The 24,382-nt window shown below is 57.1% G+C and carries 16 protein-coding genes and 2 pseudogenes; 8 read left to right on the forward strand and 10 right to left on the reverse strand.

The features are described from left to right. Positions 1–3,249, forward strand: coding sequence for a helicase-related protein (locus I6F31_RS04335; RefSeq protein ID WP_225184776.1), 3,249 nt, complete (start codon positions 1–3; stop codon positions 3,247–3,249). Positions 3,250–3,769: 520 nt separating this feature from the next. On the opposite strand, the gene I6F31_RS04340 is transcribed toward I6F31_RS04335, so the two are convergent. The 3 genes from I6F31_RS04340 to I6F31_RS04350 all read right to left on the reverse strand — a co-directional run bounded on the left by I6F31_RS04340 (position 3,770) and on the right by I6F31_RS04350 (position 7,067). Continuing rightward, the gene (locus I6F31_RS04340; RefSeq protein ID WP_225184777.1) at positions 3,770–5,104 is read right to left on the reverse strand and encodes a hypothetical protein; all 1,335 of its coding nucleotides are present in this window, start codon (positions 5,102–5,104) and stop codon (positions 3,770–3,772) included. 343 nt (positions 5,105–5,447) lie between these two features. Then, the gene (locus I6F31_RS04345; RefSeq protein ID WP_225184778.1) at positions 5,448–6,275 is read right to left on the reverse strand and encodes a caspase family protein; all 828 of its coding nucleotides are present in this window, start codon (positions 6,273–6,275) and stop codon (positions 5,448–5,450) included. Between the two features lie 9 nt (positions 6,276–6,284). Beyond that, entirely contained in the window at positions 6,285–7,067 is a 783-nt protein-coding gene (locus I6F31_RS04350; protein WP_225184779.1) for a hypothetical protein, read from the reverse strand. Between the two features lie 227 nt (positions 7,068–7,294). Between I6F31_RS04350 and I6F31_RS04355 the strand changes: the two genes are divergently transcribed. The 3 genes from I6F31_RS04355 to I6F31_RS04365 are packed head-to-tail and all read left to right on the forward strand — an operon-like array spanning position 7,295 to position 13,033. Beyond that, on the forward strand, positions 7,295–9,181 hold the full coding sequence (locus I6F31_RS04355) for a S8 family serine peptidase (protein ID WP_225184780.1): 1,887 nt from the start codon (positions 7,295–7,297) through the stop codon (positions 9,179–9,181). 16 nt (positions 9,182–9,197) lie between these two features. After that, positions 9,198–10,937 carry a serine protease gene (locus tag I6F31_RS04360; RefSeq protein ID WP_225184781.1) on the forward strand — a complete coding sequence of 580 codons (1,740 nt, stop codon included), beginning with the start codon at positions 9,198–9,200 and terminating at the stop codon, positions 10,935–10,937. A gap of 23 nt (positions 10,938–10,960) precedes the next feature. Next, on the forward strand, positions 10,961–13,033 hold the full coding sequence (locus tag I6F31_RS04365; protein WP_225184782.1) for a tetratricopeptide repeat protein: 2,073 nt from the start codon (positions 10,961–10,963) through the stop codon (positions 13,031–13,033). A 1,224-nt stretch (positions 13,034–14,257) separates the two neighbouring features. Here I6F31_RS04365 and I6F31_RS04370 read toward each other — a convergent pair. From I6F31_RS04370 to I6F31_RS04385, 4 genes are all read right to left on the reverse strand, one after another. Beyond that, positions 14,258–14,902: a hypothetical protein gene (locus I6F31_RS04370; protein WP_225184783.1), complete on the reverse strand. Its 645-nt coding sequence runs from the start codon at positions 14,900–14,902 to the stop codon at positions 14,258–14,260. A gap of 448 nt (positions 14,903–15,350) precedes the next feature. Continuing rightward, on the reverse strand, positions 15,351–15,767 hold the full coding sequence (locus I6F31_RS04375) for a DUF2971 domain-containing protein (RefSeq protein WP_225184784.1): 417 nt from the start codon (positions 15,765–15,767) through the stop codon (positions 15,351–15,353). A 135-nt stretch (positions 15,768–15,902) separates the two neighbouring features. Then, on the reverse strand, positions 15,903–17,237 hold the full coding sequence (locus I6F31_RS04380; RefSeq protein ID WP_225184785.1) for an exonuclease domain-containing protein: 1,335 nt from the start codon (positions 17,235–17,237) through the stop codon (positions 15,903–15,905). A 178-nt stretch (positions 17,238–17,415) separates the two neighbouring features. Beyond that, on the reverse strand, positions 17,416–17,619 hold the full coding sequence (locus I6F31_RS04385; RefSeq protein ID WP_225184786.1) for a hypothetical protein: 204 nt from the start codon (positions 17,617–17,619) through the stop codon (positions 17,416–17,418). A gap of 539 nt (positions 17,620–18,158) precedes the next feature. Here I6F31_RS04385 and I6F31_RS04390 point away from each other — a divergent pair. The 4 genes and pseudogenes from I6F31_RS04390 to I6F31_RS04405 form a co-directional block, all read left to right on the forward strand. After that, the gene (locus I6F31_RS04390) at positions 18,159–18,461 is read left to right on the forward strand and encodes a transposase (RefSeq protein WP_225184787.1); all 303 of its coding nucleotides are present in this window, start codon (positions 18,159–18,161) and stop codon (positions 18,459–18,461) included. Between the two features lie 479 nt (positions 18,462–18,940). Further along, positions 18,941–19,069 (forward strand): annotated as a pseudogene (locus I6F31_RS36620) (IS110 family transposase); the annotation flags it as partial. Between the two features lie 490 nt (positions 19,070–19,559). Further along, positions 19,560–20,042: a transposase gene (locus I6F31_RS04400; protein WP_249788095.1), complete on the forward strand. Its 483-nt coding sequence runs from the start codon at positions 19,560–19,562 to the stop codon at positions 20,040–20,042. Continuing rightward, positions 20,039–20,613, forward strand: a pseudogene (locus tag I6F31_RS04405) (IS3 family transposase); the annotation flags it as partial. The gene I6F31_RS04400 and the pseudogene I6F31_RS04405, both read left to right, overlap by 4 nt. A gap of 130 nt (positions 20,614–20,743) precedes the next feature. On the opposite strand, the gene I6F31_RS04410 reads toward I6F31_RS04405, so the two are convergent. From I6F31_RS04410 to I6F31_RS04420, 3 genes are read right to left on the reverse strand one after another with little or no spacing between them, the layout of a single operon-like run. Next, entirely contained in the window at positions 20,744–22,081 is a 1,338-nt protein-coding gene (locus tag I6F31_RS04410; RefSeq protein ID WP_225184790.1) for a glutamine synthetase, read from the reverse strand. Further along, positions 22,081–23,367, reverse strand: a complete 1,287-nt coding sequence (locus I6F31_RS04415) for an ATP-grasp domain-containing protein (protein ID WP_225184791.1) — start codon at positions 23,365–23,367, stop codon at positions 22,081–22,083. The genes I6F31_RS04410 and I6F31_RS04415 overlap by 1 nt, the downstream gene beginning before the upstream one ends. After that, the gene (locus I6F31_RS04420) at positions 23,364–24,374 is read right to left on the reverse strand and encodes a DMT family transporter (RefSeq protein WP_225184792.1); all 1,011 of its coding nucleotides are present in this window, start codon (positions 24,372–24,374) and stop codon (positions 23,364–23,366) included. The genes I6F31_RS04415 and I6F31_RS04420 overlap by 4 nt, the downstream gene beginning before the upstream one ends. Between the last annotated feature and the right edge of the window lie 8 nt (positions 24,375–24,382).

Here is a 24,382-nt window from a genome sequence, read left to right on the forward strand (position 1 = left end):
ATGGTTACCGAACGCTTCAAGGCCGCGTCCGCTTTGGCGCCGCTCAAGGCATTTCAGCGACGCACAGTCGATTATGTTTTCGAACGTCTCTACAGTCAGGCGGATCCCGCGTTGCAATTTTTGGTCGCGGACGAGGTCGGACTCGGCAAGACGATGGTCGCTCGGGGCGTAATTGCCCGCATGATCGAGCATCTCTGGGATACGACGGAACGGATCGACATTCTCTACATCTGCTCGAACCAGGCCATTGCCGCACAGAACATTAATCGGCTGAATGTTCTCGGCCGTCGTGAGCTGTCCCTGCCGACACGCATGACTTTGCTGCCTCTTCAGCTGCGAAGCGAGGCTGAGTCGCGCTTGGGCAACGGAGGTTTGAACTCGAACAAGGTCAATTTCATAAGTCTGACCCCGGGAACGACCTTTGATCTGCGCTCGTCCACCGGCATCGCCCCGGAACGAGCCTTGCTCTTCCGCTTGCTTGCCGACGCCGTGTCACGCCCGCGCGGACTTTGCAATCTCCTTCAGGTGACCGCCGGTGACGATGGTTGGGACAGTGCCGTCGACAACATGAGCTTGAAAGGCGTAGACACTCACATAATCGAGCGCTTTCGAGGGAAGGTGATCGACGATTCCGAACTCTTCGCGGAATTGGAGCGGGTCTGCGACATGTTCCCGCGTCGAAGAAAAGAATATCCTATCGAAATGACCCAACCACGCAACGCGGTGGTGGCTAAACTGCGCGCTAAGCTATCTCACGCCTGCGTCGATGCGCTCCAGCCGGATCTCATCATCATGGACGAGTTTCAGCGTTTCCGCGATCTTCTCCATGGGGATTCCGATGCGGCGATGCTCGCTCGGGAGCTTTTCGATTATTCTAGCCCGGAGGGTCATGCTGCCAGGACACTGCTTTTGTCGGCGACGCCTTACCGCATGCTGACCCTAGCCGGCGATGCACCCGATGATGGCGACCATTACGCGGATTTTCTCGAAACGCTGAGCTTTCTCTATGGTCGCGACCGGGGATCGGTCGTGGCCGCGGAGCTTTCGCGAGAAATGCGGATGTTCCGAACGATGCTGCAGGCTTTGCCCGCCTCCCATGGCGCAGCCATCGAATGTCGCGCTGGCATCGAGCAGCGCCTTCGGCGTGTCATAGCCCGGACCGAGCGGGTCGGAAGCACGAAGGACCGGGACTCGATGGTCGAAGAGCCGCAGATGTCGCTCACGATCGCACCGGCAGACCTCGCGCAGGCCGCCGTGGTCTCGAGCATCTCGCGCGTTCTGGATGCTCCGGAAATCGTCGAATACTGGAAGTCCGCGCCTTATCTCCTGAACTTCATGCGCGATTACAGTTTGAAGCGTCTTCTCGCGGAGCAGGCGGCCAAACCTTCAGCCGCCCTGCGCGATGCTCTGGCAGTCGCCCGGCCCCAAATGCTCAGTCGCGAGCTCCTCGATGCTTACGAGCCGCTGGAGCCCGCCAACGGTCGGATGAGGGCCTTGATTGACGACGTTTTCAACTCGAAGCTCGAGGAGCATCTCTGGATACCGGCGTCCATGCCCTACTATGGACCGGCACGATCGTCTCCTCCGCCCACGAAATCACTCGTCTTCTCGTCGTGGTCGATGGTTCCGGATGCAGTGGCGGCACTCCTGTCCTACGAAGCTGAGCGACGGATGGGTGTCGGAGAATCTGGCAGACCATATTTCGAGCAAAACAGATTGCGACCGCTACAGTTTCGGCAGGATCAAGGCAGACTGGCTGGCCTTCGGGCGCTCCTGTTGATCTATCCTAGTCCGCAGCTCGCCGAACTGGCCGATCCCCTCGTGGTCTTCGCAGAAAGACAAGAGCAGTTGACCAAAGAAGCCATGCGAGAGGCTATTGCGGAACGGCTTCGGCCCGCGCTCGCCGCGCTCGAACAGGCGGCCGGTAAAGATGCTGCTGGAGTCCTCATTCCCGAATGGGCTGCCCCTGCAATAATCGATCGCCTGCTTGGCTCTTCGGTCGACGCGTGGCTCTCGTCATCGGATGGCATCGTCGGACTAGCGAACGAAGATGGTTTCCGAGAGCATGTTGCCGAACTCGGTGCAGCGGCCATCAGGAGCGATTTCTCAGGCGTCGTTAGCGATCAGCTTGACTTGCTGGTCGACCTGTCGCTGGGAAGCCCTGCCATTTGCAGTCTACGTGCCTTGCGGCGGATCGCGCCCGAACTCTCTTGGGACCACCCAAGTTTGTTGCGGGCATCCGCTGAGATTGCTTGGGCATTTCGCTCATTGTTCAATCAGCCCGATGCAATCGCTCTGCTGCGCCGAGGCACCGACGACCGGTATTGGCATCGCGTGCTGACGTACGGCGTGGATCACAATCTCCAGGCAGTCCTTGACGAGTACGCGCACTATCTGGTCGACGCGGAGGGATTGAGTTCACTCGGGCCCGAGGAGCGGGCCCTAGGCGTATCACGCGCAATGGCATCGGCACTGTCAGTGCGGCCTTCGCAGATCGACGTGGATGACGTTCAGCTCGACGGAGACTTGGTCAAGCTGACAAAATTCCAGATGCGTGGTCGATTTGCGGTGCGCCTCGCTGACTATCGCGATGAGGAAGGCACTGTGGCTCGGCTTAGTGGCGTGCGGGAGGCGTTCAATTCTCCCTTTAAGCCCTTCGTTCTGGCTACCACTTCCGTCGGGCAGGAAGGTCTCGATTTCCATCCATATTGCTACCGCATCTATCACTGGAATTTGCCGAGCAATCCGGTCGACCTGGAGCAGCGTGAAGGGCGCATCCATCGTTTCAAAAACCACGCCGTCCGTTTGAACCTGGCCGAACGTCAGATCGGGTCCGTAAGGGCGAGCGCTACGGCTCCGCTCGATCCATGGAGTTACATGTTCGAACGGGCAAGATCGGAGTCAGAAGCTCATGCTGATATCGTCCCGTATTGGATCTATGAGGGTTCTGTTCGCATCGAACGACGAGTCCCGATGCTGCCCTTCAGCCGCGAGGTCACTCGGCTGGAGTGGCTCAAGCAAAGTTTGACCATCTATCGGCTCGCATTCGGACAGCCGCGACAGGATGATCTACTGGAGTATCTTGCAAAGCTCGCTGGTGACGGGATAGGCGTCCACGATCTAGATGACCTGCAAATTCGTTTAGAGCCTCCAGAACGCATTACCGAGAAGCAGCCCATTAGCGACATTTTAGTCCGGAGCCTGGAAGCGCCAGTCCGTGAAGGTGAGGTCATTTCGCCGTCCGAATGATTGAGCGCGGGGCTCCGGCTCAACGATCCGGTCGACCGCTGTTGGCCGCAAAGGTCGTCTTGCCGAACATCAGTCAGCGGAGCACTTGATTTTTCGCTGAGCGAACCCTGGGCGTGGAACATCCATGCAGGGACTAACGAGCTCAGAAGCGCACAACGTGCTTTAGCTCGCGAACACCTTTCAACGCGGCCTAATCGGCTCACTAACGCCGAGCAGACGGCCACCAAGGCCATATTCCTCGATTATGTGCGGACCCCATCGCGACCGGGCTTGTCGTTGCACCGTGTAGACAAGGCGGGACTGGGGATTCTGGACAATCAGTGTCAACCGCGACTCGGGGTCCTCTAAAGGCCGGCCTCAAGTTGGGAGGTGCCCCCCTCTGCGCTCTGCCTCTGGGTTCGAACATCAGGTTCTCAAGCGGCTGGATATCGAATCGGGCAACACTCGAGTGTCATCCTTCTCGTGAGCACACCGGCCATATTCTTGGCGACGGTCACTCGCACCTGCTTGACGCAAGCAACTACTTTCCTTTGGCCACCGCATCCAGCGAATCCTTTAGCTTCTTCAGACTATCCTCGGAGGATGCAGCTTTGACTGCGCCGGCAAAGGTCAGCATTTTCGAGACGGTTCCCCAAGGATCGACCTGACCGCTATCATCGACGATCTTCGAAAAATCGCCCATCATGGCCTTATAGCCATTCAGTTGCGTTGAAGTGTCGCCAGCGTCAGCAAGCTGATCGTACATAGTCGCCGTCTTCAATGCCGCGAGAATGCCGTCTTCGAAATGGCCCCATACGGCACGGTAGCATCGCCTGAACTGGGCACTTGGCAATCCATCGGCACCGCGAGCGTACATTGCCGAATAGGGTGCCGGGCAGGCTTCTTGGATCGGCTTCGACTTCAAATCGAGTGAGTCGCCTTTCACTGCGGCGATCTGTTCAGCGAAAGTCCCGGTCAACGAGAGCCGCTTGACAAACAGAAAATCCGAGCCTGTTCGTCCCAAACCAACTCCGGCTTCGCGGAGCTTGTTTTGGTTTGATGGATTCTTCAGGAAAGTCTGAATGGCTTGCTTCTTTTCAAACTCGTCAGCAAGATTCGCAAAGCCGACAAGAATTGGCTCAACAAGGCCTACGATGGCTCCGGCAAACGAGCCAATCGGTCCGAAAAGGCTCAGTTGCTCCGGCCCTATCGCTACGGCGGCCGCTTGCGGGCCCGTTGGGGGCGGTTCAGGGATCTTCTCACCAAAGTAGGCAATATCGAACTCCCTGAAGTCGGCCTCGCAACTCTTCTTTATCTTCATCCGATCGGCATCTGCAATTGTCGGCTGGGCGGACACCGAAACCTGGTAGTTCGCGAATAGCATTTTGAACGCGGAAAAGATATCGTCCGCCTTGCTGGGCGCGGCGAGAGCCTGCAGCTGCCCGGCAACTGCAGTCAAATAATTCTGCTGCGCGACTGTGCTGAGGTGGTCAATCGTAACCGACGCGCCACTGTCACGACCGGATATGCCCTTTACCACCTCAATCTTCTCGGCGCGGAAGCTGCACAGAAGGGCAGACTCATTCAATCCGTCAAGTGATAATGTATCGTTCGGATCTGTAGTTCGCGCCTTGCCGGGATCGGAAGGAAATGCCGCCAGCAGCTTTTTTGTCAGTTGCTGCCTGACAAATTCCAGACGCGCTGCGTTGCGTTCGTTCTGAATCGCCTCTTCGCTTGACACCGCGAGCGCGTTCAACGCCGTAACAAACGCGGCATAACTACTGGGTTTATCGGCGCCTTGCACCACCCCCACAGGATAGTAAAGCAACAAAGCCGTGATTCCAAGTACACCAAATTTCGTTGGTACCACTTGCATAATCCTCCCCCTTCATTGCGAGTTGTTAAGGGACGTCGGCACCTTTAGGGGCCGACGATTGATTCTCTCTTCTGCCGCGCGCCAGACGCGCCGCCGCTTGGTCAACTACTATGTTGGTCCTTCGCAGCGACCGGGACTGCCTTCTGCAGTAAGACCTCTCCGTTGCGACCAGCGCACCGAGGAAGCTTCGCAACCTGCGCTCGCCGGGCGGTCAGAACAAAGGGACCTCGACATGAGTTGGGTGCCGATGAGCGGCTCCAAAGTTCCTCTCGATCTTCGGAGTCGGCGCCGCCAGATGCAAGCGGGCGCTTAGCGATCGCCCGCCCAACCCGCTCGATACGATTCAGCGCGGCGCCGATTGGGCGCTTAAATTCAGCATCGCAAATTGCGGCGTCTGCGTCGTCTCTTCCTCCGGGCGGGGAATGAATATCTTCTTGCTGGCGTCCGTTGCGATATCTTCCCAGCGAACGTCTGCGACTTGAGTCGCCATCTTGCTGTCGATCGCGCGCAGCAGCTGATTGGTGAAAAATCCGCCGATTTGCAGCCCCGAATTCATGTACCAGGAGAACTCTCCTGGCGTCGATCCCGACATCATCAACGTCCCGCTGTATTGCAGAAAGAGGCGGCGAAACGCGGCCTTGCGGCTCGGTCTTACGCCGGCAGCTGCGGGCCCCACCGCCTGCTCAGGTAACTCGATCTGCCGATTGCAAGTGTCGGCAATCGCGATCACGAGACGCGGTGGCGTCGTCGAACCGGCAGGCGGCTTCAAGACGAGGTTGGCCACGCCCGCCAGTTCGGCACGATCCGGATCCTGGGTTCGTCGGCAATCAAACTCGGGAAACTGCGTCTGCGTGTTAACGCGTCGAAATCCATGACCTGAGTAATAGAAGACCACCGTGTCGTCAGCCTGCACGGGTAAGGCCTTCACCGCCTTCACGATCGACGGGCAATTGAAGGCAGCATCCTTGACCTCCGTCACGACAATGTTCAGTTCTCCCTCGGTTTGCGCCTGCCGAAAAAAATTCCGCATCTTCCTGAGATTTTCGGTGATCCCGACCCCGATTGTGGGGTCCGTCGTGTCCCCAACGAGGACGGCATGGATCGTCTGAGCTGAAGCGCTCGCCGCCAACAAGCACCAGCACACCGCAATCAAAACGACTATTCGCGTCATCGTTTCCCCCTACTTTGCCAGCTTCTGAAATGCTGCAAGTACGTCTGCCTTGAGATTGAGTGGCTGAATTCCCCGCCAGTTGTCGTTGCGGCGCGCTAAGATGGCGGTTTCACAGTTGTACGAAACCAGCCACCAAGCTTCGGTGCCGAGGGCCGTAAACTTGAAAGCAATGCTCGGAGCGAAAGGGCATGATTTGACCGGGCCGGTTGCGGCATCGGCGGAAGCAATGAGGTTACGCAATTGTTCAGTCGCGGCGACATCGAGCTCGCGAATCATAACCAATCTCGATTGATCGATCGAACGTTCCGGGCCAAGGTCGGCTGCATCTGGTAGCGCGTATACGACGGCACCGGTTGCTGCCTTGACGACTGCGGCAAGTTCTTTGTCCCGGGTGGGCAGCGTGGTTGCTTGGGCTGAATCCGCATCTTCACACCGCACTGCTACGCCGGCGACATCGGCTCCCTGATAGGGTACTGCGGACAAGACACGGATCGAGTGCAGCATGTTCGCCCCTTGCGCCCGAGCTAGCAGCGCCAGCTCGCCAATGATTTCACCGAGCGAGGCACTCTGCTCAAAGGGCGCAACCCTGGTACGGACTTCACGACTAAAATTGCTGACCTCGCATTTAGGGTCGGGGCCCAAATGCACGTTTACGCCGTAGATCTTGATAGATTCGTTCGCGATCGACATGGTTGCGACAGGCGTAAAAAACTCACTCGTCGCAACGCTGGCTGCGACAAGCATCCACCGGGAGAAACTCGCGTAAACTTGCCCTCTACGTGAAACCTTCATTGCACTTTCGCCACGGAAGACGCTGCACGAAGCTGACGATTAGCGCAAATTGGCCAGAGTATAGGGCGCACGTTTATGGTTGCAATATAGCCGGATACTCGCATTATATGAAGCCTCAATTCAAGCTCGGCCATCGCTAAATGTCAGATTCCGGAGACAGCGGAGGAGCGATTGCGGCCGGGCGCTTCAGTTGAGAAAGGCATTTGCTGTTTCAGGACCGCCAAGTGATGAAAACCCTCTTCATCTTCATCCTTCTTTTGGGAGCCTTGATGACCGACTGTCGGGCAGAGGAGAGCGCCGATAAAAAGCTTTCTGCAGCGGTTCGAGCCGAACTCCGCCAGCTGACAAGTAGCACATCCTCGAAATCGCCGGAACCCGATACAGCACCAGCTTCCGCCGCTTCTCGCGAACGCACCTATCTTGTCACCCTCCAGTCCCCATCCAACATCGAGGGCGTAACCCAAGACTTGGCATCACTGGTTTCGAAGGTGACACGTCACGCCATGAGCGTCTTGTCGATTGAGACGAAGCAACAATTGCCGCTGCTCACAGCATTGATCGCCCACCAGAAGGTCGGATTTGTCGAGGAATCCACAGAGAGGATCAACGAGCCAATTGTCACGTCGTCTGTAGTTCCCTTCAACTACAATGCGAACCTGACCCACAATGTATTAGCGCTTCGCAAGCTCTACGACCTGTCTGGCGAGGGCGTGACGGTCGGACTCTGGGACGAAGGTCCAGTGCTTTCATCGCATGCCGAATTCACTGGACGAGTGGAAGTGCGCGACCCAGGAGAACCGAATGCCCACGCGACCCACGTCGCCGGCACGATCGCTGCCGCAGGCGTAGCAGAGGACCAGCAGGCCGGCGGCATGGCTCCAAAGGTCCACGTTATATCTTACGATTACAACAATGACTTGAACAAGATTGAAAGCGTGCTCGGCGGAATAGCGCCTCCTCAGGTTACCAATCATTCCTATACGTCTCGCCGTGGCTGGTCTCCCGCCGGCAATTGGTTGTGGTGCGGTGCCCCTGCCGTCAGCGAGACCGAAGATTATCTCTTCGGGAAGTACTCGACCGACTCCGCTGCCATCGACGATATTGCACTTCGCCATCCCAATACGAGCATCTTTGTCGCGGCGGGAAACCAACGCAGCGAAACTCTCGACCCCCATGCATCTGCCGGGTGGGATGGGCGACATTGGGTGCCGCAGCTGCACGACTATTCGAACGCAAAGCGGCCATCCAACGCCCAGCATGACGGATACGACACGTTGGAAGGCTTCGGTCTTGCCAAGAACGTCATCACAGTGGGCGCCATGGAGGACGTGTCACTCGGCGTCAATACGGTGACGGCAGAGAGCGTTCGCGTGACAAAGTTTAGCAGTTGGGGGCCTGCCGACGACGGCCGGATCAAGCCTGATCTGATCGCGAACGGCGCCCAGCTCAACTCCCCTACGGTGCAATGGCTGGTCACAGGATTCGACAATCACGCCTACCAACAAATGAGTGGAACCTCTCAGGCCACGCCGGCAGCTTCGGGCATCGGTGCACTGCTCGTGGAGCTGAGCGAAAAGCGGCGGAACAAGCCGCTGCGATCAGACGAACTGAAGGCCGCATTGATACACACCGCCGTTTCGCCTTTTCAGGGACCGACCTACCAGATCGGCTGGGGGGCCATCGATGCCGAGGCAGCCGGCAAGCTCGTGGCAGGCGATTCGGGAAAATTGTTAACGGTGTCACTCGTCAACCAGCAACCCCTGCGGTTCAAGGGGAAGGCATTCGGTGAGAGTATCCGGGTGACAGTGGCCTGGATCGATCCGGCCGGCAAACCGAATGCAGCCGGCCTCAATGATCGCCAGCCCGCGCGAGTAATGGACATCAAACTATTTCTAGCTGATAATCGGGGCGCTCCACATTACCCTTGGTCGTTGGACCCGAACAATCCGACTGCGGGCGCGAAACGAACCGGGTGGAACGAACGGGACAACGTACAGCGCGTCGATGTGGATGGCCCGGTTTCGGGCGATTGGACAGTCGAGCTTGGCGGCTCCGGACTATCCGGCCAACCTACGATCGCATTGGCGATTTCTGGACTGATATTGGACGAGTAAATTAGGCTTAGGCGAAATGACCGTTTTTGGTCGAGTACGAAGTGAGAGCCCGCGGCATTACCGGGGTCGATGGAGCATCGCCCGAGGCCGCCGCGCAGGCGCAATTTTCCGTTTTTCGCTCTTCGTCATTCCGATGGCGCAGGCCTTCCTCTACTGCGCCGTGGCGAAAGCCGATATCCTGGATGACGCGGCCTTAAACGCGATCCGCGGTCCCGTGGTCGTTCGGATCGAGAACGCGCAGGGTGCCGTAAAGGGTTTCGGTGTCGTAATCTCCCCCCAAGGCCATGTGCTTACCGCTGCGCATGTCATCGAGGGGCTGCCCCCCGACGCTGTACGCGGGCGTCTTGGACCATGGGACCAGACTGAATCCGTTCCGCTGGCTTTGATCGACAAGAATGCGGACAAGAAAGTCGATCTCGCGCTGTTGCAGGTCAAAGGGCCACTCGGCGGTGTGGCACCGGAAAACATCCCCGAGCTTGTCACGAGCTTCAGCCCGACCAACGATGTTCTGAGGGTGCTGACGGACTCTATTGGACTTGAGAAGACGCTCGTTTGCCTCGATGCCCGGATCTCTGCGGGTAAGGAGGATGTTCTGGAAGTGAAGGCGGCAATCAACGCGGGCGTTAGCGGCTCCCCTTTATTCGACCGTTCCGGAAACCTCGTAGGAATCGTCGTGCAAGGCGTTGCGAATCAACAAACGGGCTACATACGCCCAGCCGCTACCATAAAAGAATGGCTCAAGGGCAAGGAAGTCAAATTCACAGAAGCTCCTCCTGCCCCGGTCAGGATCGATATCTTTTTTTCTCGTCAGACCTTAGCGCCAGAGGCGAATAATAGATTGTCCGATTTAATCGTCCCACTCACGCAGGCCATCAACAAAGACGTTAGAGGCAAGCTGAATCCAGCACCGCAGGTGTTCGACGACAGCAAGGCAAGGGAAAAATGGGGCGACGTAGGAGAAGCGCTCTTCAAGGATCAGTCGTTACCTGCCCAGCAAAAGGAGCAGAAAGTAAAGGAGCTCCTGAAAGATCAAGAATACTTGGCGTGGCTTCGAAAGCTGAACTTCAGCCGGCTATACCTGTTGATCATCCGCGTGGAACTGGACGGAAATTACTTCACGTTGAAGCCGGCGTTGCTTGTGATCACTCAACACGGTCAGCGCGTTGACGTCCAATACTTTGTAGATCCCAAAGCCAGATACAAAACCTACCCGCCGCGAGACCTCAGCCCCAACGAGTCTTTTCCGGCCCTGCAGGATTCGCTTGCGGTAGAGCTAATTCACACCATCATCCGCAAGGAACCAAGCCTTGCCAAGAATAATCAGGTGCTCGCCGATTGCATAAAATTCCCAGGCCTCGACTTCACCAAGTATGATTGGTTTTACGGAGCTCCCGATAGCCTTGCAGCCCAGCTGCAAACCACGTTCGAAGAGAAGCCAGACGAAGGTCGGGTCAACTTCATGTCCGCTAACGAGAAGATCTGCAGAGAGGCCCAGTCGCGGAAAGTCGATCGCTTCGCTTGGCCCGATCATCTCGCCGAGTATGTTATCGGTGTCTCGATCGGTGCAAATTCCGTCAATTGGCAGGCCGGTCATCCCTGGGATGAACAGGATGATTTTCTCAGGAAAGCCGTCGACAGGGCTGGGGCGAATCCAGAAGCCAGGGACGGGTTTGGACAGATCGCGAAAGCGTTGGCGACTGCAATAAATGGTGAGTGGAGTAAACTTCGAAGCGGCGCGAAGCGAGGGGCAAAGTAGCTGCGCGATATACAGAGGAAAACATGACCTTGCTTCGAAGCCTTGCTGTAGCCGTCGCCCTGCCGATTCTTTTCGTGCTGGAAGCTTCCGACGCCTCCGCACAATCGAAGAATCCAACCGGCGCCTCCATTTCCAAACATGTCGTCATCGAGGATCCCCTCATCCTTGATTCACGTCTCACCGACAAAGGCATCACGCCTCAGACGGCCGCCGAGGTCTTGAGGTTCATACTATCGGCAAACCCCGACACCATCGCAACTATCGGCCGCGCCGCTCCGCAAGCTGCGCCAAGCACGTTATTTCTTGCGAGCAAGATAGATCGCCTCGGAGAAGCAACGGTCTGGACGGGCTTCGCCCGCACATCGACATCGAGTCCTCTGCGACTTGGTCCGGTGGCGATCCTGTACGAGAACGGTTTACGGTTCGGTTCGCTGAGTGAGATTTCTGAGCTCGTCCGCGCTCAGTTCACGAACTCGCTGAGCGACGGCAGTTCGGCCGGCTTGTCGCTCGGCTGTGTAAAGAGCACGGGTCAACTGGGGCCTCGGCTCCAGCAGGAGATTTTCTATAGATTCCAGTCTCGCCTCGTAATGGTTCCGGGAGTGCATTGGCAGGACCTTGCGTCTGACTTCTGCTCGGATGAGGCGCAGGAGCAGTTCCCAAACCAATGGCGCATCGATGGACGTATCGCGGCGGACGAGGGCGGGATCTCGATTGAACCGCAATTGTCAAGACTGGCGCTGCGCATTCCGCTGGTAGCTTATCGCGGCACACCAAGCACATTCCGTGACGATCAGGGCGAATATTATGATTTGCTCACACGCGGTGTCAGCGCCATTATCAATCAATATCCTGCAGATATCGTCGAGATCGCATCTAGCTCCAGGGACGCCGGGATAGGGGTGCAGTCCGAGCAGGGCCTGAGATTCTTGGGAGGGAATGTCCCCCATCTTGCGTTGCGATTTCTACAGCGCGCCGCGACCGGCAATCCCAATCTTAATTATGAATTAGGCACAGCATTTCAGAGCCTATCCGCCCCCCGGCAGGCCGAAAGAGCCTTTAGAATGGCTATCGCGGGTAATCCCGCGCATGGCCTTGCGCATCGGGACCTTGGGGAGATTCTCTTCAAACAAGATAAGTTCGAGGAGGCTGCCAAGGAGTTTGAGCGCGCCGGCACCACCTCCGGAGCAGCGGAAACATACGCTCAGCTCCTGTATTCCCAGGGCCGTCGCGCGGAGGCCCGGGAAAAGGCGGTCTCAGCACTCGAGCGAGGCGAACGATCAACGGGCCTTCAGTTGCTGCTCGCTCGGCTGGATATTGGTGAGAACAAGCTGACAGACGCCGTCGAGCGTCTTTCGTCGCAATTGGCGGACAGCCATGATGGTGATGGTGATCGTGATCGCATCGTCAAGCTACTCAAAGAAGCTGCAGCCACCGCGTTGACAAGGCGCGATCTTCCCACTTCTGAAAAAGCACTCGATGCGCTCATCGAGAGAGCGCCAGATCCTGAGGTCTATCTTGTCCGCGGTCGCGTCGCAGTAGCGAAGTCCAAGAACAATGGCTTTGGCAGCACAGAAGAAGCCGTTCTGTTCTTTACCAAGGCGCTCGAGACGAAGAAGGACAAGAATATCGAAAATCCGGAGCTCGATCTCGTCGTCCTTGAACTCGCAGAGGCCCTGTTTTTGGACGGCCAGTACGTTCAGGCCGCTGCGAAAGCTGGCAGCTTTTTCTCAACTCAATACTCGAGAGGACAGGAGGAGCCGAGACCGGACAGCAAAGCAACAACATATCGCTACATACCGGTAGCCGCTCTCCTCCAGCTGTCAGGCCAACAAGTTATCAGGTCGAGCCCCGTCGAGAACGCCCTTGAGGCGTTGCAGCGATCGCTCGGCAAATCGCCCAAGAAACCGGAGCTTATCGTATGGGTTACAGGCCCCAACGGTCGGGAGCCCGTTACAGTCGCGCAATGGTCTTTCGCGACGTTGAGGCTCTACGTTTGCACGCAACTTGGCAGCAAAAAGCGGGACGAAGTCGCGCAGCTGATAGATCGCTTCGAAGGGGAAACAGGCTTGGAGAAAACGTTCTGTCCGACGCGCTAGTTAGCAGCCAGAGCCGCCGCCGCAAGTCGAATTTCCGGCGTTAGCAGGGACGCTTGCTGCCGAAACCGCCGCCGCGGCCAGGAATAAAGCCGTGATTGTCAAATAGATCGTCTTCATAGCTAAATCCTCGGAAAGTTTCCGAATAGCTAAATCCTCGGAAACTTTCCGACAGTGTATACCTTGCGTTGTTCAGAGGCAATAGCACTCGCTGCGGAGAAACACGCGCCTACGTCCATGGATGATTCATATCATTCAAAACGGCGGCGTTGTTAACAAACTGTAAATCCGAATGCTCGCCCGAAAACGCGGAAGGTCTTGAGTCTGCAAACCTGATAGGTCTGGAACCTTGAAGTTCGCTGACGTCGCAGTGTTACCGGCACTGGGTGGCCCGTGTCGACCCTGCTCATGTGCCGCCCCACACGCCGCAAGGACAGGCGAGACTGCGCCTGTAAGAGCGGCTTGGAACAATCTGACATAACGATGCTCGGCTCACTTCGTCCGGACGGCCTTCGCGCCCACCCCCTTCAGAATCTCGACGATCCTCCCGGAATCGTCGCCCAGGAAGTGGACCGACAGCCTGAGCGAGACCCTCCACTTTCTCATGATTCCTCCGGCTCAGGTTCGGTCTTGGCCTCGGTGCCCGAAGGACGCGTCCCGGCCGAGCTCGTGCCGCTGAAGGATTGAACTTGAACGTCGCTTCCCGGCACCCCGCACTCCTGGACGACGCATTCGCGCTCTCGCTTTGCTGCGCCGCATCAATGCCTGCCGTCACTGGCGATGCGATCAGTATCCGCTCTTGGAGCCGGCAGGAAAAGCATGATTCCCGGTCTGCCTAACGCATGCCGACGACCTCTCACGCCATGACAATTGACCAGGGTCACGTCCGCCAGATCGACGAAGCCGCCGTCGTACACGGCCCCGCAGGCCTGTGCCATCTGAACGGGCGGCGGGAACCGCGGTCGAAGGTACTCCGAGGCTAGGCCACCGATGGTAATGGCACCGCAGCGATCGATGCGGCCGGCATCGAGCGCTCCTGCAAGCACGCGTTGAGGGGCGTTTCCGGATGGATTGTCTGGTTCGGGCCGACGCAACACTCTGAAACGGCCATCAATCTGGATCGTTTACGATCCAGAATTGTATGGTGCCCAGGAAAGGATTGCGACGACCGAGCTTTATACTATTGAAACACACCCCTGTGTCTCAAAAGATAGAAAGCTAACGTCCTCAAAAATCTTCCTTGCTCGCATACGGCCATTTCACCAAGGTGGGACGTCCATCCTCCCAGAGCTTGTAAACAGCCCCTTCCCACATCACGAGCACTACCCTGAACTTGTCCTTCGCGGGTGCAGTGCCGTTCTGAAGGACCGGCAGGCCTTCATCCACGTATGCGCCATAGCAACCTAGGTTGACGTAGATCGCTAGGCCAACTTCCGGCGTGTAGTTCTTTGCGATCTTCTTGGTAACTACTCGGTCAAGCGCGGCCGGGATGGCCTCGAATCGCGCCCTCCACTGTTCTACTGGATCAGGCTCCAGAGCAGGGCTGCCTTGCTCATCCCCGCGTCGGCGGCCGTCCCTATCAGCCTCGGTCGCCTCAAATTGCTGTATCACGCCGTCCGTTTGTATCTCGAAGTCCGGTCGCTCGGTAGGCGCCAACCGAACGAGGTCCGACGAAAGGGCCGCTGCAAAGCGACCTGCAGTCGAAGCGTCCCGCAAGAAGGCGAGCCCGGCTTGACCAAAGAAAACTGATCGCGAGAGGGGACGCAGGATTTCGTCTACCCGATCACGAAATGGGTCGACTTGGTTCCAATTCGAGAGTTCGGTTCTCCAACTATCGAGCGTTGCTTTGGGGATACGGCTCTTCAGCGACATGAGATCATCGATAGGATGCCGCTGATATTCGGACTGGCACGTCTTTCCAACCATACCGGTCAAGGGCAGCTGTAATGTATCGAGTGGGTGTAATGTTCTTAGGACCAAGAACAATCTCGGTGATGCACGACGCAGCATCCCCAAGCGGAAGAATCCGATACGGAACTATGCGGTCATGCCCCGCACGAAACTCCATTTTGGAAAGCTCACCATGCGACGACGCTTCCGTCGCATATGACACGATAAGCGAGATCAATCGCCACTCACGTTCCTCGATGAAGGCCGGGTTTTTCACTCGGTATTGCACCAGGTGGAGAGCCAGAAAGTTCGCGGTAAGGCTCCGAAAATGCTTTTCGACTTCGATTTTTCTGTCTCCTTCTAGCGGGTTCAATAGCGACCCGGTATCTAGCGCTCCGGCTTTCACCGCATGGACGACGTCATCTAAGATCTATTGAACAAGACCCGCCTGGTCTTCGCGAGAGTAGGCAATCTTGTGCAGTGACAGGGCTTCTCCAGATTGTGCGGCATACCGGGCGTGGGCCAGCGCTTCGAAGTGCTGCTTGGAGAAACCAATAGAAACGCCACCCCCATCCCCAGCGTAGGCCCGCCATTGGCTCAGAAGGTCGCCATCCTCCGACATACAAAAGCCAGCAGCACCTAGCCGAGTCGCGCCGAAATCAAAGTGCGAAAGTATTCTTTCCATCTGTAAGGGATGAAAGCCTTCCTGCTGGCACCTTTCGTCCAAGAGGCTTCGCAGCCACCTTCCCTCCAATCGGTCATTGGAGAGCGTGAAGTCGGACAACCAAACGGCTTTGGTTTGTATGATCGAAATAAAGGTGCTGTTGCTACAGTAGTGGTAAAGCATCCAAGCTAGCTTTCCGGTCAATCTGCACAGTGGGAGCGCCGCCTCTTAGAATATCGTCAGTCTCTGCATGTACGAAGACATACGTCCAAGCACGCCTGGAGCGCCGGCCCCATCTGCAACGCTATATTGAATTTATTACCGCGGCGGTCGATCTCGATCAGTATCCAAACTTACCATACGCATGAAGTCAGCCTCTCCCACGATCCGGAGCGAGGCGCCCTGCGAAATCAATTCTTCGGCCTTGCGATGTTTGGTGCTTTTTTCTTGCCCCTTAGTAAGGCGCAAATCCTGATCTCCAACGACCAGTATGGTAACGCGCTGGCTAACTGACTCCGTCACCTCGCATCCTGCTTCCGCAGCAAGGCGCGCCGCTTCTTCTCGTTTAACGTCGAGCTTGCCCGTAAACACGATGATCTCGCCGGCAAGCGGCCCCGAGCCAGAGCCAGGACGCGCAATTTTCTGTTGATCATCCTCAATCGGCCTCTCAACACGCTCGATCCATTGCACCAGATTGAGTCCAGTGTCTTGCATTGCTCTAAGCATCAGATAGCCGGACGCCTTTGCGTCTTCGGCCACGTCGTGATGTTCAAACGCTATGGAAAACTCTTTCGCCAATCGTGCTAGCCCGTATCCCGCTCCGTCAAGCGAGAGATTAGGCCACGCTCGCCTCGAAACCCTAAGCGTATCAAGCCACACACACGGAAGCGGACCGGTGCCATACTTCAGAGCAGCACGCGCGAGCGCCGTTTTATCGAAGTGGCTGTGATGTACGACGAGAACATCTGCCAGCGACGCCGCAATAACAGGAAAGACCTGGGCCATGTTCGGACGGCCCGCAACATCCGCTGGAGTAATGCCGTGGATCGAAATGTTGACTGGGTCAAAGCGATCCTCGGGATCGACTAGAATAGTCAAAGTCCTGAATAATTCACCGGCCCGGAAGTGGGCAAGGCCTATCGAGCAAATGCTTGCTAGGTCCGCATTTGCGGTTTCCACGTCCAGTGCGATGAAATCGGAGATCGGCTGCTGGTCGATAGCCAACTTGGTCGCAGAGGGCTTGATCGAAGTTTTGAGCGCCACTATCGTCTGTTTCGATGTTGTGCCAGAATGCATCCACCCCGGTTTCGGCGCATCAATACCGTTCCGCCTTGCTTCACTCCACTTCGCCTTCTCTAGCCGCTTTAACAGTTCAGGCGGGGAAGCACCGGGCGAATGTGGCTGGGCCGCAAATCGTTCGAGCACAGCTATCTCGTCGTCGAAGCGCTTTAACTTCCGATAGATGATCGCAGCCTGCTCATAGTACCAGGGAGCGACACCACCAAGACCTGCCGCAGCATCGTTTTCCCAGAGGTCTAGCTGCGGCAAGAGCACTTGGAGCGCCTCGTCAAGTCGGCCCTCTCGCTTCAGAGCTTGAACATTTTCGACCACGGCGGTTATGCGGCTCGACTCCAACTCGTAGGGCCGTCCCATTTTCGCGCTAAGAGCGCCGTAAATCGATCCTGCGTGAGTCTCGCTTCGAGTCGTACGTTCGGGAGCCGACGACGCTAGCTCGCACTCGGGATGAATTGATCGCAGAAATCCTGCGGGCTGGCCGCAAACAGTGCAAGCCCCCATTTTTATTCCCCCCGTAATCTATGGAGCCGGCGAATTACTTGCGGCGATTGTACGGGCTCTGATTGGTCGGGCTAAGCGATATTCCTTCGGAGGAGGCTTTCCCATAGACGGCCGCCTCAGCGCGACCAAGCTTCAGCCCAATAACACGCGTAGGCGTATTGCCTTTCGCCATCTGTTTGAGCTGTTGCATGTCCTTCGGTGTCCAAGACTTTCCGCTATTGCGAGTTGATTTGGCCATCGATCGCTCCATTAGTAGCGCGGTGTGCGAGTTCCAAAGTGACCGTTGTTAGGATTGTAATTGCCGCTGGTGCTGTAGTTGTCTCTCTGGGTGCCGTTAGGATTGGTCGCCGTATAGGGCTGCACATACGTGCCGTTGCTACGCGTGTACCCCTAGACGCCGTGGCTGTTGGGATTTGAACCTGTTCCTAGATATTGGGCTTGAGCGATGTCCGCCGTGTAGACGAGCACAGTCAAGGCAAGAAGCCACCCCTTCATGATTCCCCCTATGAATAAGTTTTATCAACGTATGGATACAACCACGGGCCGCACACGATGTCGAATCGGGCGTCAGGTCCGCCAAATACAACCTTGGTCTGACATCTATGACAGAGTGCAAAATGTTACCGTCATTGGGAGGGCTCTCCAGAACGGTAAGCCCGGTGCATTACCTTTCGCCCCGTTCGATATTGGATGAGGGGTAACAATCTCAGAGGTGAACCTCCTCCGAATGAGTGGACACCTGTAGTAGGCTCATTGAGCCCGGAGGTGTCGAATGGAATGTCAACGTCGGTCATTACCGAAGAGTACAAGCGCCAAGCCGTTGAGTTGGCTTTGAGTGGGCGCTCGATCGGGTCTGTTGCCAAGGAACTCGGTCTGCGTGACTCGGTGCTGCAGCGCTGGGTTGACAAGCTCCGGCAGGAGCCGACATCGGCGGCGTGGCGCCACACCACGCAGGCGACGCCGATGTCGGGGGACCAGGCTTCGGAGATCGCCCGTCTGCGCCACGAGAACGAACGGCTGCGCATGGAGCGCGACATTTTAAAAAACGGTCCATCACCGTGGCGCGCTTGCGCGGCGTAGAAACAGCCTTGTGCTATCCCCGGCGCTGGGAGGGTAGCGGCCGCTCGATCATTGGAGGCACACTCCCCGTTAAAAAACATGGTCCATGGGTGCGTGTGAACTTGAGAGTGGTGACGTCGCATCGCGACGATCCCGATTAGGAAGATCACGATTGGCATAGCCCAGACCCTCCTGCTCATCATTGAACGGAGGATTGCCATGCTCAACAGGACGACCGGCGAATGACCGGAACTGACGCTGGTCAATGCCGGGGCCGCCGCCATCGATATTCGATCAAAGATGCACATGGCCGCGGTGGATCCCGCTTGCACCGACGTGCCGATGCGCTCTTTCGGTACATTCACGCAAGACCTGCATGAGCTGGCGGACTGGTTCAGAGCCTGCGGCGTGACGAGTGTCGCGATGGAATCCACTGGGGTCTATTGGATGAGCAGCGCGGGTTTGATGTGATTTTGGTCAATGCGCGGTACGCCAAGAACGTGCCCGGGCGCAAGACCGATGTCAGGGATGCCGCGTGGTTGCGCCAGCTTCATTCCTATGGCCTGTTACGCGGCAGCTTCCGACCTGATGCCGAGATTGCAACCCTGCGCGCGTATCTGCGCCAACAGGAGCGGCTGGTGGAATATGCCGCCGCCCATCTCCAGCATAAGCAGAAGGCCCTGATGGAGATGAATCTGCAGCTGCATCATGTGGTCTCGGATATCACCGGCGCGACCGGCATGCGGATCATCCGAGCCATTGTTGCAGGCGAGCGGAATCCTGACGTCTTGGCAACCTATCGGGACGTGCGATGCCATTCATCCAGCGCGACGATCCGTGCGGCGCTGGTGGGCAACGACCGGCACGAACATGTCTTCGCGCTGACCGAGTCGCTGGAACTCTACGACGTCTACCAGGCTAAGATGCTGGACTGCGACCGCAAGCTCGAGGTCCTGATCGCAGCACTGAACAATAGAGGCGCAAAGTCAGTCGGAAAGCTATCCAAGCCACGCATCAAGACCAAACAGGTCAACGCACCTACCTTCGATGTCAGGACCGCGCTGTACGGCGTGTTCGGCGTCGATCTGACTGAGATCCACGTTGGGTCCATTACTGGCATTGAAGCTTATCGGGGAGTGTGGCACCGATCTGAGGGCTTGGCCGAGCGGCAAGCACTTCACCTCCTGGCTGTGCCTTGCGCCAGCCAACAAAATCTGCGGTGGCAAGGCGCTTTCTTCACGTACCCGAAGGTCTTCAAGTCGGGCAGCCGCACTGTTGCGGTTGGCAGCCACAACCGTTGGCAGAAGCGATACAGCGTTCGGCGCATTCTATCGTCGGCTAGCGTCCCGAGCGGGCAAGTCGAAAGCCGTGACGGCGACCGCCCGCAAGATTGCGGCTTTGTTCTACAACACACTGCGGCATGGCATGTGCTACAAAGATCCGGGTGCCGCCCATTATGGCAACAATATCGCAGCCGCGTCCTCGCCAATCTACAACGCAGGGCCAAATCGCTGGGCTTCGTCTTACAGGCCATTCTGGAGGACGCCAATCCCGCTGTTTCTTAGGAAGTCGATCGCGATCTTCGCCGGACCCCGGACATGAGCTTCCGCTTCATCGAAGACCATCGCAACGCCTATCCGGTGCGGCTGATGTGTGCCGTGCTCGAGGTCTCGCCGGCCGGCTATTACGCCTGGCGCGATCGCCCCGTGAGCGAGCGGACCACATCCAATACCAGCCTCCTGGCCGCGATCCGGCAAGTCCATCAAGACAGCAGCGAACGCTACGGCAGTCCTCGCGTCCATGCCGTCCTGCGCAAGCGGGGACGTGGCGCAAGCCGTGGCCGGATCGAGCGGCTGATGCACCGGCACGGTATCTGCGCCATCATGGCGCCGCCGCGCCATGTGCGCACACCGACAGCCGTCACGACCTGCCGATCGCACCGAACCTGATCGCGCGCGACTTCACGGCGGAAGCCCTGGCTTGCCGATAACGCCTACATCCCGACTGCCGAGGGGTGGCTGTATCTGGCGGCCGTCATCGATCTGTTCAGCCGAAATATCGTCGGCTGGGCCATGCAGGAATCATGCAGGTCGAACTCGCATCCGCGACGCTGATGATGGCCATCCGGCAGCAGCGGCCGCGGGCTGGATTGATCCACCACTCCGATCGCGGCGTGCAGGGCGGATTCAAGTGGTCGTCGCAACACTCTGGAGCTGGAGGTTACTTCAGACTTCACAATGTCGACGACTCCGACGCCATTCGCCGACGACAGTACCGAGGTGCACACTGTCGACGAGTTCAAGTTAGATGATCTCGAAGTATCTTCGACGTTCAAAGTCGGTGACGCGATGTTGAACGGCGTCCCATTCCCAACGTCGGGAGCAAGAAAAGGCTTCAACAAACTTTTCTCCGAAGACGTCATAGGCCGCTGGCGACTGCGCAAACCGAGATGTTGCCTCTGATAGGTTTTGAGGGAGTCTCGCAGACGAAAGACACATCTCCACGCCGGCATCACCGACGATCGAAGCCGGTATTGTCGCATCTGTTTCGACGCCCAGTATGCCGGAACCAATGGCACATGCGAGGGCGAGATAGGGGTTCACGTCCGCGCCCCCCAGCCTATACTCCAGCCGATGAGCAGACGGCTGCCCCGGGATGACCCGAACCGCGCAGGAGCGGTTGTCAACCCCCCAGCTTGGAGAGATCGGTGCCCAGCAGCCCGGTACCAATCTCTTGTAGCTATTGAAGTTCGGCGCAGCTAGCACACAGAACTCATTCATGTACTCTAGTTGTCCGGCGATGAATTGCCTCATAAGCTTCGAGGCGTTGCGGAACGCATCGCTGTCGTAAAACGCATTCTGACCATCCGAGGACATCGAGATGTGAATATGGCCGGACTGGCCCGGCCATTCCTCGGAAACCTTGGCCATGAATGTAGCCATCATGCCTCGCGTTTGCGCCCACGCTTTTATCATCGACTTGAATATAGTTGCTCGATCAGCAGCCTCCAGCGCATCACAATGACGAAGCGACGCTTCGACCACCCCAGGCCCCGTTTCAAAGTGCAGTCCGCTTAGAGGTATTCTAGCCTTCTCACAAAGGGCCAAGATTTCATCGAACAGCTCATGCCGCGCGACAGAGCGCGCAATCGAGTAACCGAACGGGCCCCGGGTTAAAGGAGCCCATTGGGCGAATGGCTTCTCTTCAATTGTGTCGGCGTTCTCCTTGAACAACATAAATTCAAACTCGAAACCGGCGGCGCAGCCGTACCCGTGGTCAGCGGCCCTCCTCAGGACCTTACGCAGAATACCGCGGGGACAGATGTTTTCATGTGCGCCCATGAACTCAGCCAGGTAAAGATATTGATCGCTGACATATGACACCGAGCGGCCGGTGTCTGACAGAACACGCAAATCAGCATCTCCAAATGCTGATAGCGGCTTTTGCGTGAAACTGGCCGGAATGACCTGGTCCGAACAATCCCACGCCAGCACCGCTTCAGAGAACTTAATAACTTTGTCTCCATTTGTGAGATCTTCACCTAAGACGTGTTTGCCTCGCAGGATGCCATCAAAGTCGCTCACGCCGATCATCGCCGCACGGGGTGGATTCGCCCCAGCCAACCTGGTATCAGTTCGCATTAGCCGCGATCCTGGGTGAGTAAATCGAACACCTGATCCATCCTCATTGCTCGCAACTTGCGATAGTCCTCCTCGAGCTGAGTTAGTTCGCTATTCACGAGATAAACGATGCCTGGTGTCGACACCAAGTCGATGGTCGGAACCAGCTCTTGACCAATCGCAACGAATGCAATCGCATCCGCGAAGCTCGGAAGCTTGCGGATTGCTTCGAGTCCCGGGTAACCGGCAACGACACCGCTCACATCGGAGATCAGCGACACGCATAGTGCGTGAGCCTGCCGCTTGTAGGGCCCGCGCGACCTCATATACTCACCAAAGCCCTTCGGATCCGCGTAGCGCCAGGCCGTCAGCGTCATATGATTGTGCCCCAAAGCCTGGGTTCGTGCCTTTGCCGACATGGTCCCTTGAAGCCTGGCGCCGAAGTCCACGAGAACTGGCCCCCGATGATCGACAATGATCTCCGCATGAGCCGGTCCGTCGACGATTTGAAGCGCCTGCAGCGCACGCACCAGGTAGTCGGACAATTCCTGAACGATTGGTTCGCTGCCCTCCAACAATCGCTCAAGTGAGCAGACCGATGATGCCCCCTCAACAGGAACGGTGTCATACGTCCAGGCCTCCGTGATGAAGGCTTCCCCATCGATCGAGACGGCATTTACGGTGTACTGCTGGCCGTTTATTTTCTCCTGCCCAAGGGCAAAATGATTCAACGCGCCGACACGGTTCGTCTTCCCGAGAATTGCGCTTAGAGCTCGCTGAATATCAGCATCTGTCGAACAAAAGAATACATCCTCAGTACCCGTGCTGTTCAAAGGCTTGATTACGATCTCGTCGAACTTCGCTTCGCGCTTCCAGCTTGCGATCTCTACCGCATTATCGGAGACAACTTGTCTGATTGATCGCACGCCAGCGCAGGTCAGCGCGAAAGACAACCGCGCTTTGTCGCGCCGAGCAGCCGATAATGCGGTGCCATTTGAAGGTAAGCCAAGCCGCTCCGACAAAGAATCGGCGAGTTCAACTCCCGTCTCGCAGCCTGCGATAACGAAGTCCACTTCCCTGCCATGGAGAGCCTGAAGATGATATTCAACGATATCGTCATACCCCATGCCCTGGATGGGGCGAATGACTTCATCATACAAATCCGCATTGAAGTGCGATTGAAATATGGGTGGAATCTGTGCGGCCGACATCACGTGCACCGTTCTAATTCCATAACGTTTGAATTCTTCCGGTAGCAAACGACCGGTAGAGTATGCGTCTACAATCACACAATTCCGTTCCTTCATGCGGATCTCCGATAGTGCAGGTAGATGTTGCTAAGAGCGACAGCCGTAATGAGAACATTTCCAACAAACGTATGTAGCGAAGGCACGATGCGAGAATCGAAGTACTGGAACAGGAAGGTGATGATAGGGGCGGTGGATAGGACCATGTTGACGGTGTAGGGCTCTACGCGGCGAATGCCCTGCTGGATCAGGAGCAAAGGAAGAATGATCGTCGACAGCCCAATGGTTGTGATCGCAGACCAATGCTGCGAGATCTCAGGCACGATAGATGAATGGTCGACCAGCCCCAGCAGCAAGAGAATCGTTCCATAGAAGCGATGGGCGAGCACCTGTCGGCCAGAAAACCCACGCTCGAACAGCAATTTGACAAGTATATTTGTCAGGGCCAGCGATAGGCCGGCCACGATGGCCAAGAGGATGCCAAATGACGATCGAGCCCCCCACTCCACGCCCGCGTTGCCGCTGGCTGAGATCCAAACCATGTAACTCCCGATCGTCGCGATCGTAACGCTCACGACAATATCGGATGCTGGAGGGGCACCCTGGCGCCTGATCAGTACGTTTAACCACACCGTTGCGGTGGGTCCCAACGCGACCATGAAGGTAACGACGATCGCAGGTTCAGCGTATTGCAGTCCGATAAATAGGCCGATCCAGCTGAGCGCTGTCACGACATTGAGCGCGACGAAGACCAAGAGCGACCATTTCGCCACCCTTGCCTCGCCTGCCTCGCGGCAAGCCATCAGATTGAACGTCAGACAAACCACAGCGAATGACAGAAGGAGCGCGACGAACGCATCTGATTGCTGAAAATACGCCGCCGCATAAACCTCGCCTGCCGCGCTCACGACGACATAAAGCGCCACAAAGAACACTCCGAGAGCGAAGCGATTCGTCAATCGCGCGCTTTTTTTGTGCCCGCGCGGCGGAGCACGTTTCTGGCCGGACCAGGCGCGTGCGCCGGCTCCGAGGGACTTGCACAGACCACGTTTGGTTTGCAATGTCACAATCCGCC

The sequence above is a fragment of the Bradyrhizobium sp. NBAIM01 genome (assembly GCF_020194115.1).
Taxonomy (GTDB): Bacteria; Pseudomonadota; Alphaproteobacteria; order Rhizobiales; family Xanthobacteraceae; genus Bradyrhizobium; species Bradyrhizobium yuanmingense.

Coding starts and splice junctions, on each gene's coding strand:
- I6F31_RS04335 (WP_225184776.1), top strand. CDS start 1: ATGGTTACCGAACGCTTCAAGGCCGCGTCCGCTTTGGCGCCGCTCAAG.
- I6F31_RS04340 (WP_225184777.1), bottom strand. CDS start 5,104: ATGCAAGTGGTACCAACGAAATTTGGTGTACTTGGAATCACGGCTTTG.
- I6F31_RS04345 (WP_225184778.1), bottom strand. CDS start 6,275: ATGACGCGAATAGTCGTTTTGATTGCGGTGTGCTGGTGCTTGTTGGCG.
- I6F31_RS04350 (WP_225184779.1), bottom strand. CDS start 7,067: ATGAAGGTTTCACGTAGAGGGCAAGTTTACGCGAGTTTCTCCCGGTGG.
- I6F31_RS04355 (WP_225184780.1), top strand. CDS start 7,295: ATGAAAACCCTCTTCATCTTCATCCTTCTTTTGGGAGCCTTGATGACC.
- I6F31_RS04360 (WP_225184781.1), top strand. CDS start 9,198: ATGACCGTTTTTGGTCGAGTACGAAGTGAGAGCCCGCGGCATTACCGG.
- I6F31_RS04365 (WP_225184782.1), top strand. CDS start 10,961: ATGACCTTGCTTCGAAGCCTTGCTGTAGCCGTCGCCCTGCCGATTCTT.
- I6F31_RS04370 (WP_225184783.1), bottom strand. CDS start 14,902: ATGTCGCTGAAGAGCCGTATCCCCAAAGCAACGCTCGATAGTTGGAGA.
- I6F31_RS04375 (WP_225184784.1), bottom strand. CDS start 15,767: ATGCTTTACCACTACTGTAGCAACAGCACCTTTATTTCGATCATACAA.
- I6F31_RS04380 (WP_225184785.1), bottom strand. CDS start 17,237: ATGGGACGGCCCTACGAGTTGGAGTCGAGCCGCATAACCGCCGTGGTC.
- I6F31_RS04385 (WP_225184786.1), bottom strand. CDS start 17,619: ATGGCCAAATCAACTCGCAATAGCGGAAAGTCTTGGACACCGAAGGAC.
- I6F31_RS04390 (WP_225184787.1), top strand. CDS start 18,159: ATGTCAACGTCGGTCATTACCGAAGAGTACAAGCGCCAAGCCGTTGAG.
- I6F31_RS04410 (WP_225184790.1), bottom strand. CDS start 22,081: ATGCGAACTGATACCAGGTTGGCTGGGGCGAATCCACCCCGTGCGGCG.
- I6F31_RS04415 (WP_225184791.1), bottom strand. CDS start 23,367: ATGAAGGAACGGAATTGTGTGATTGTAGACGCATACTCTACCGGTCGT.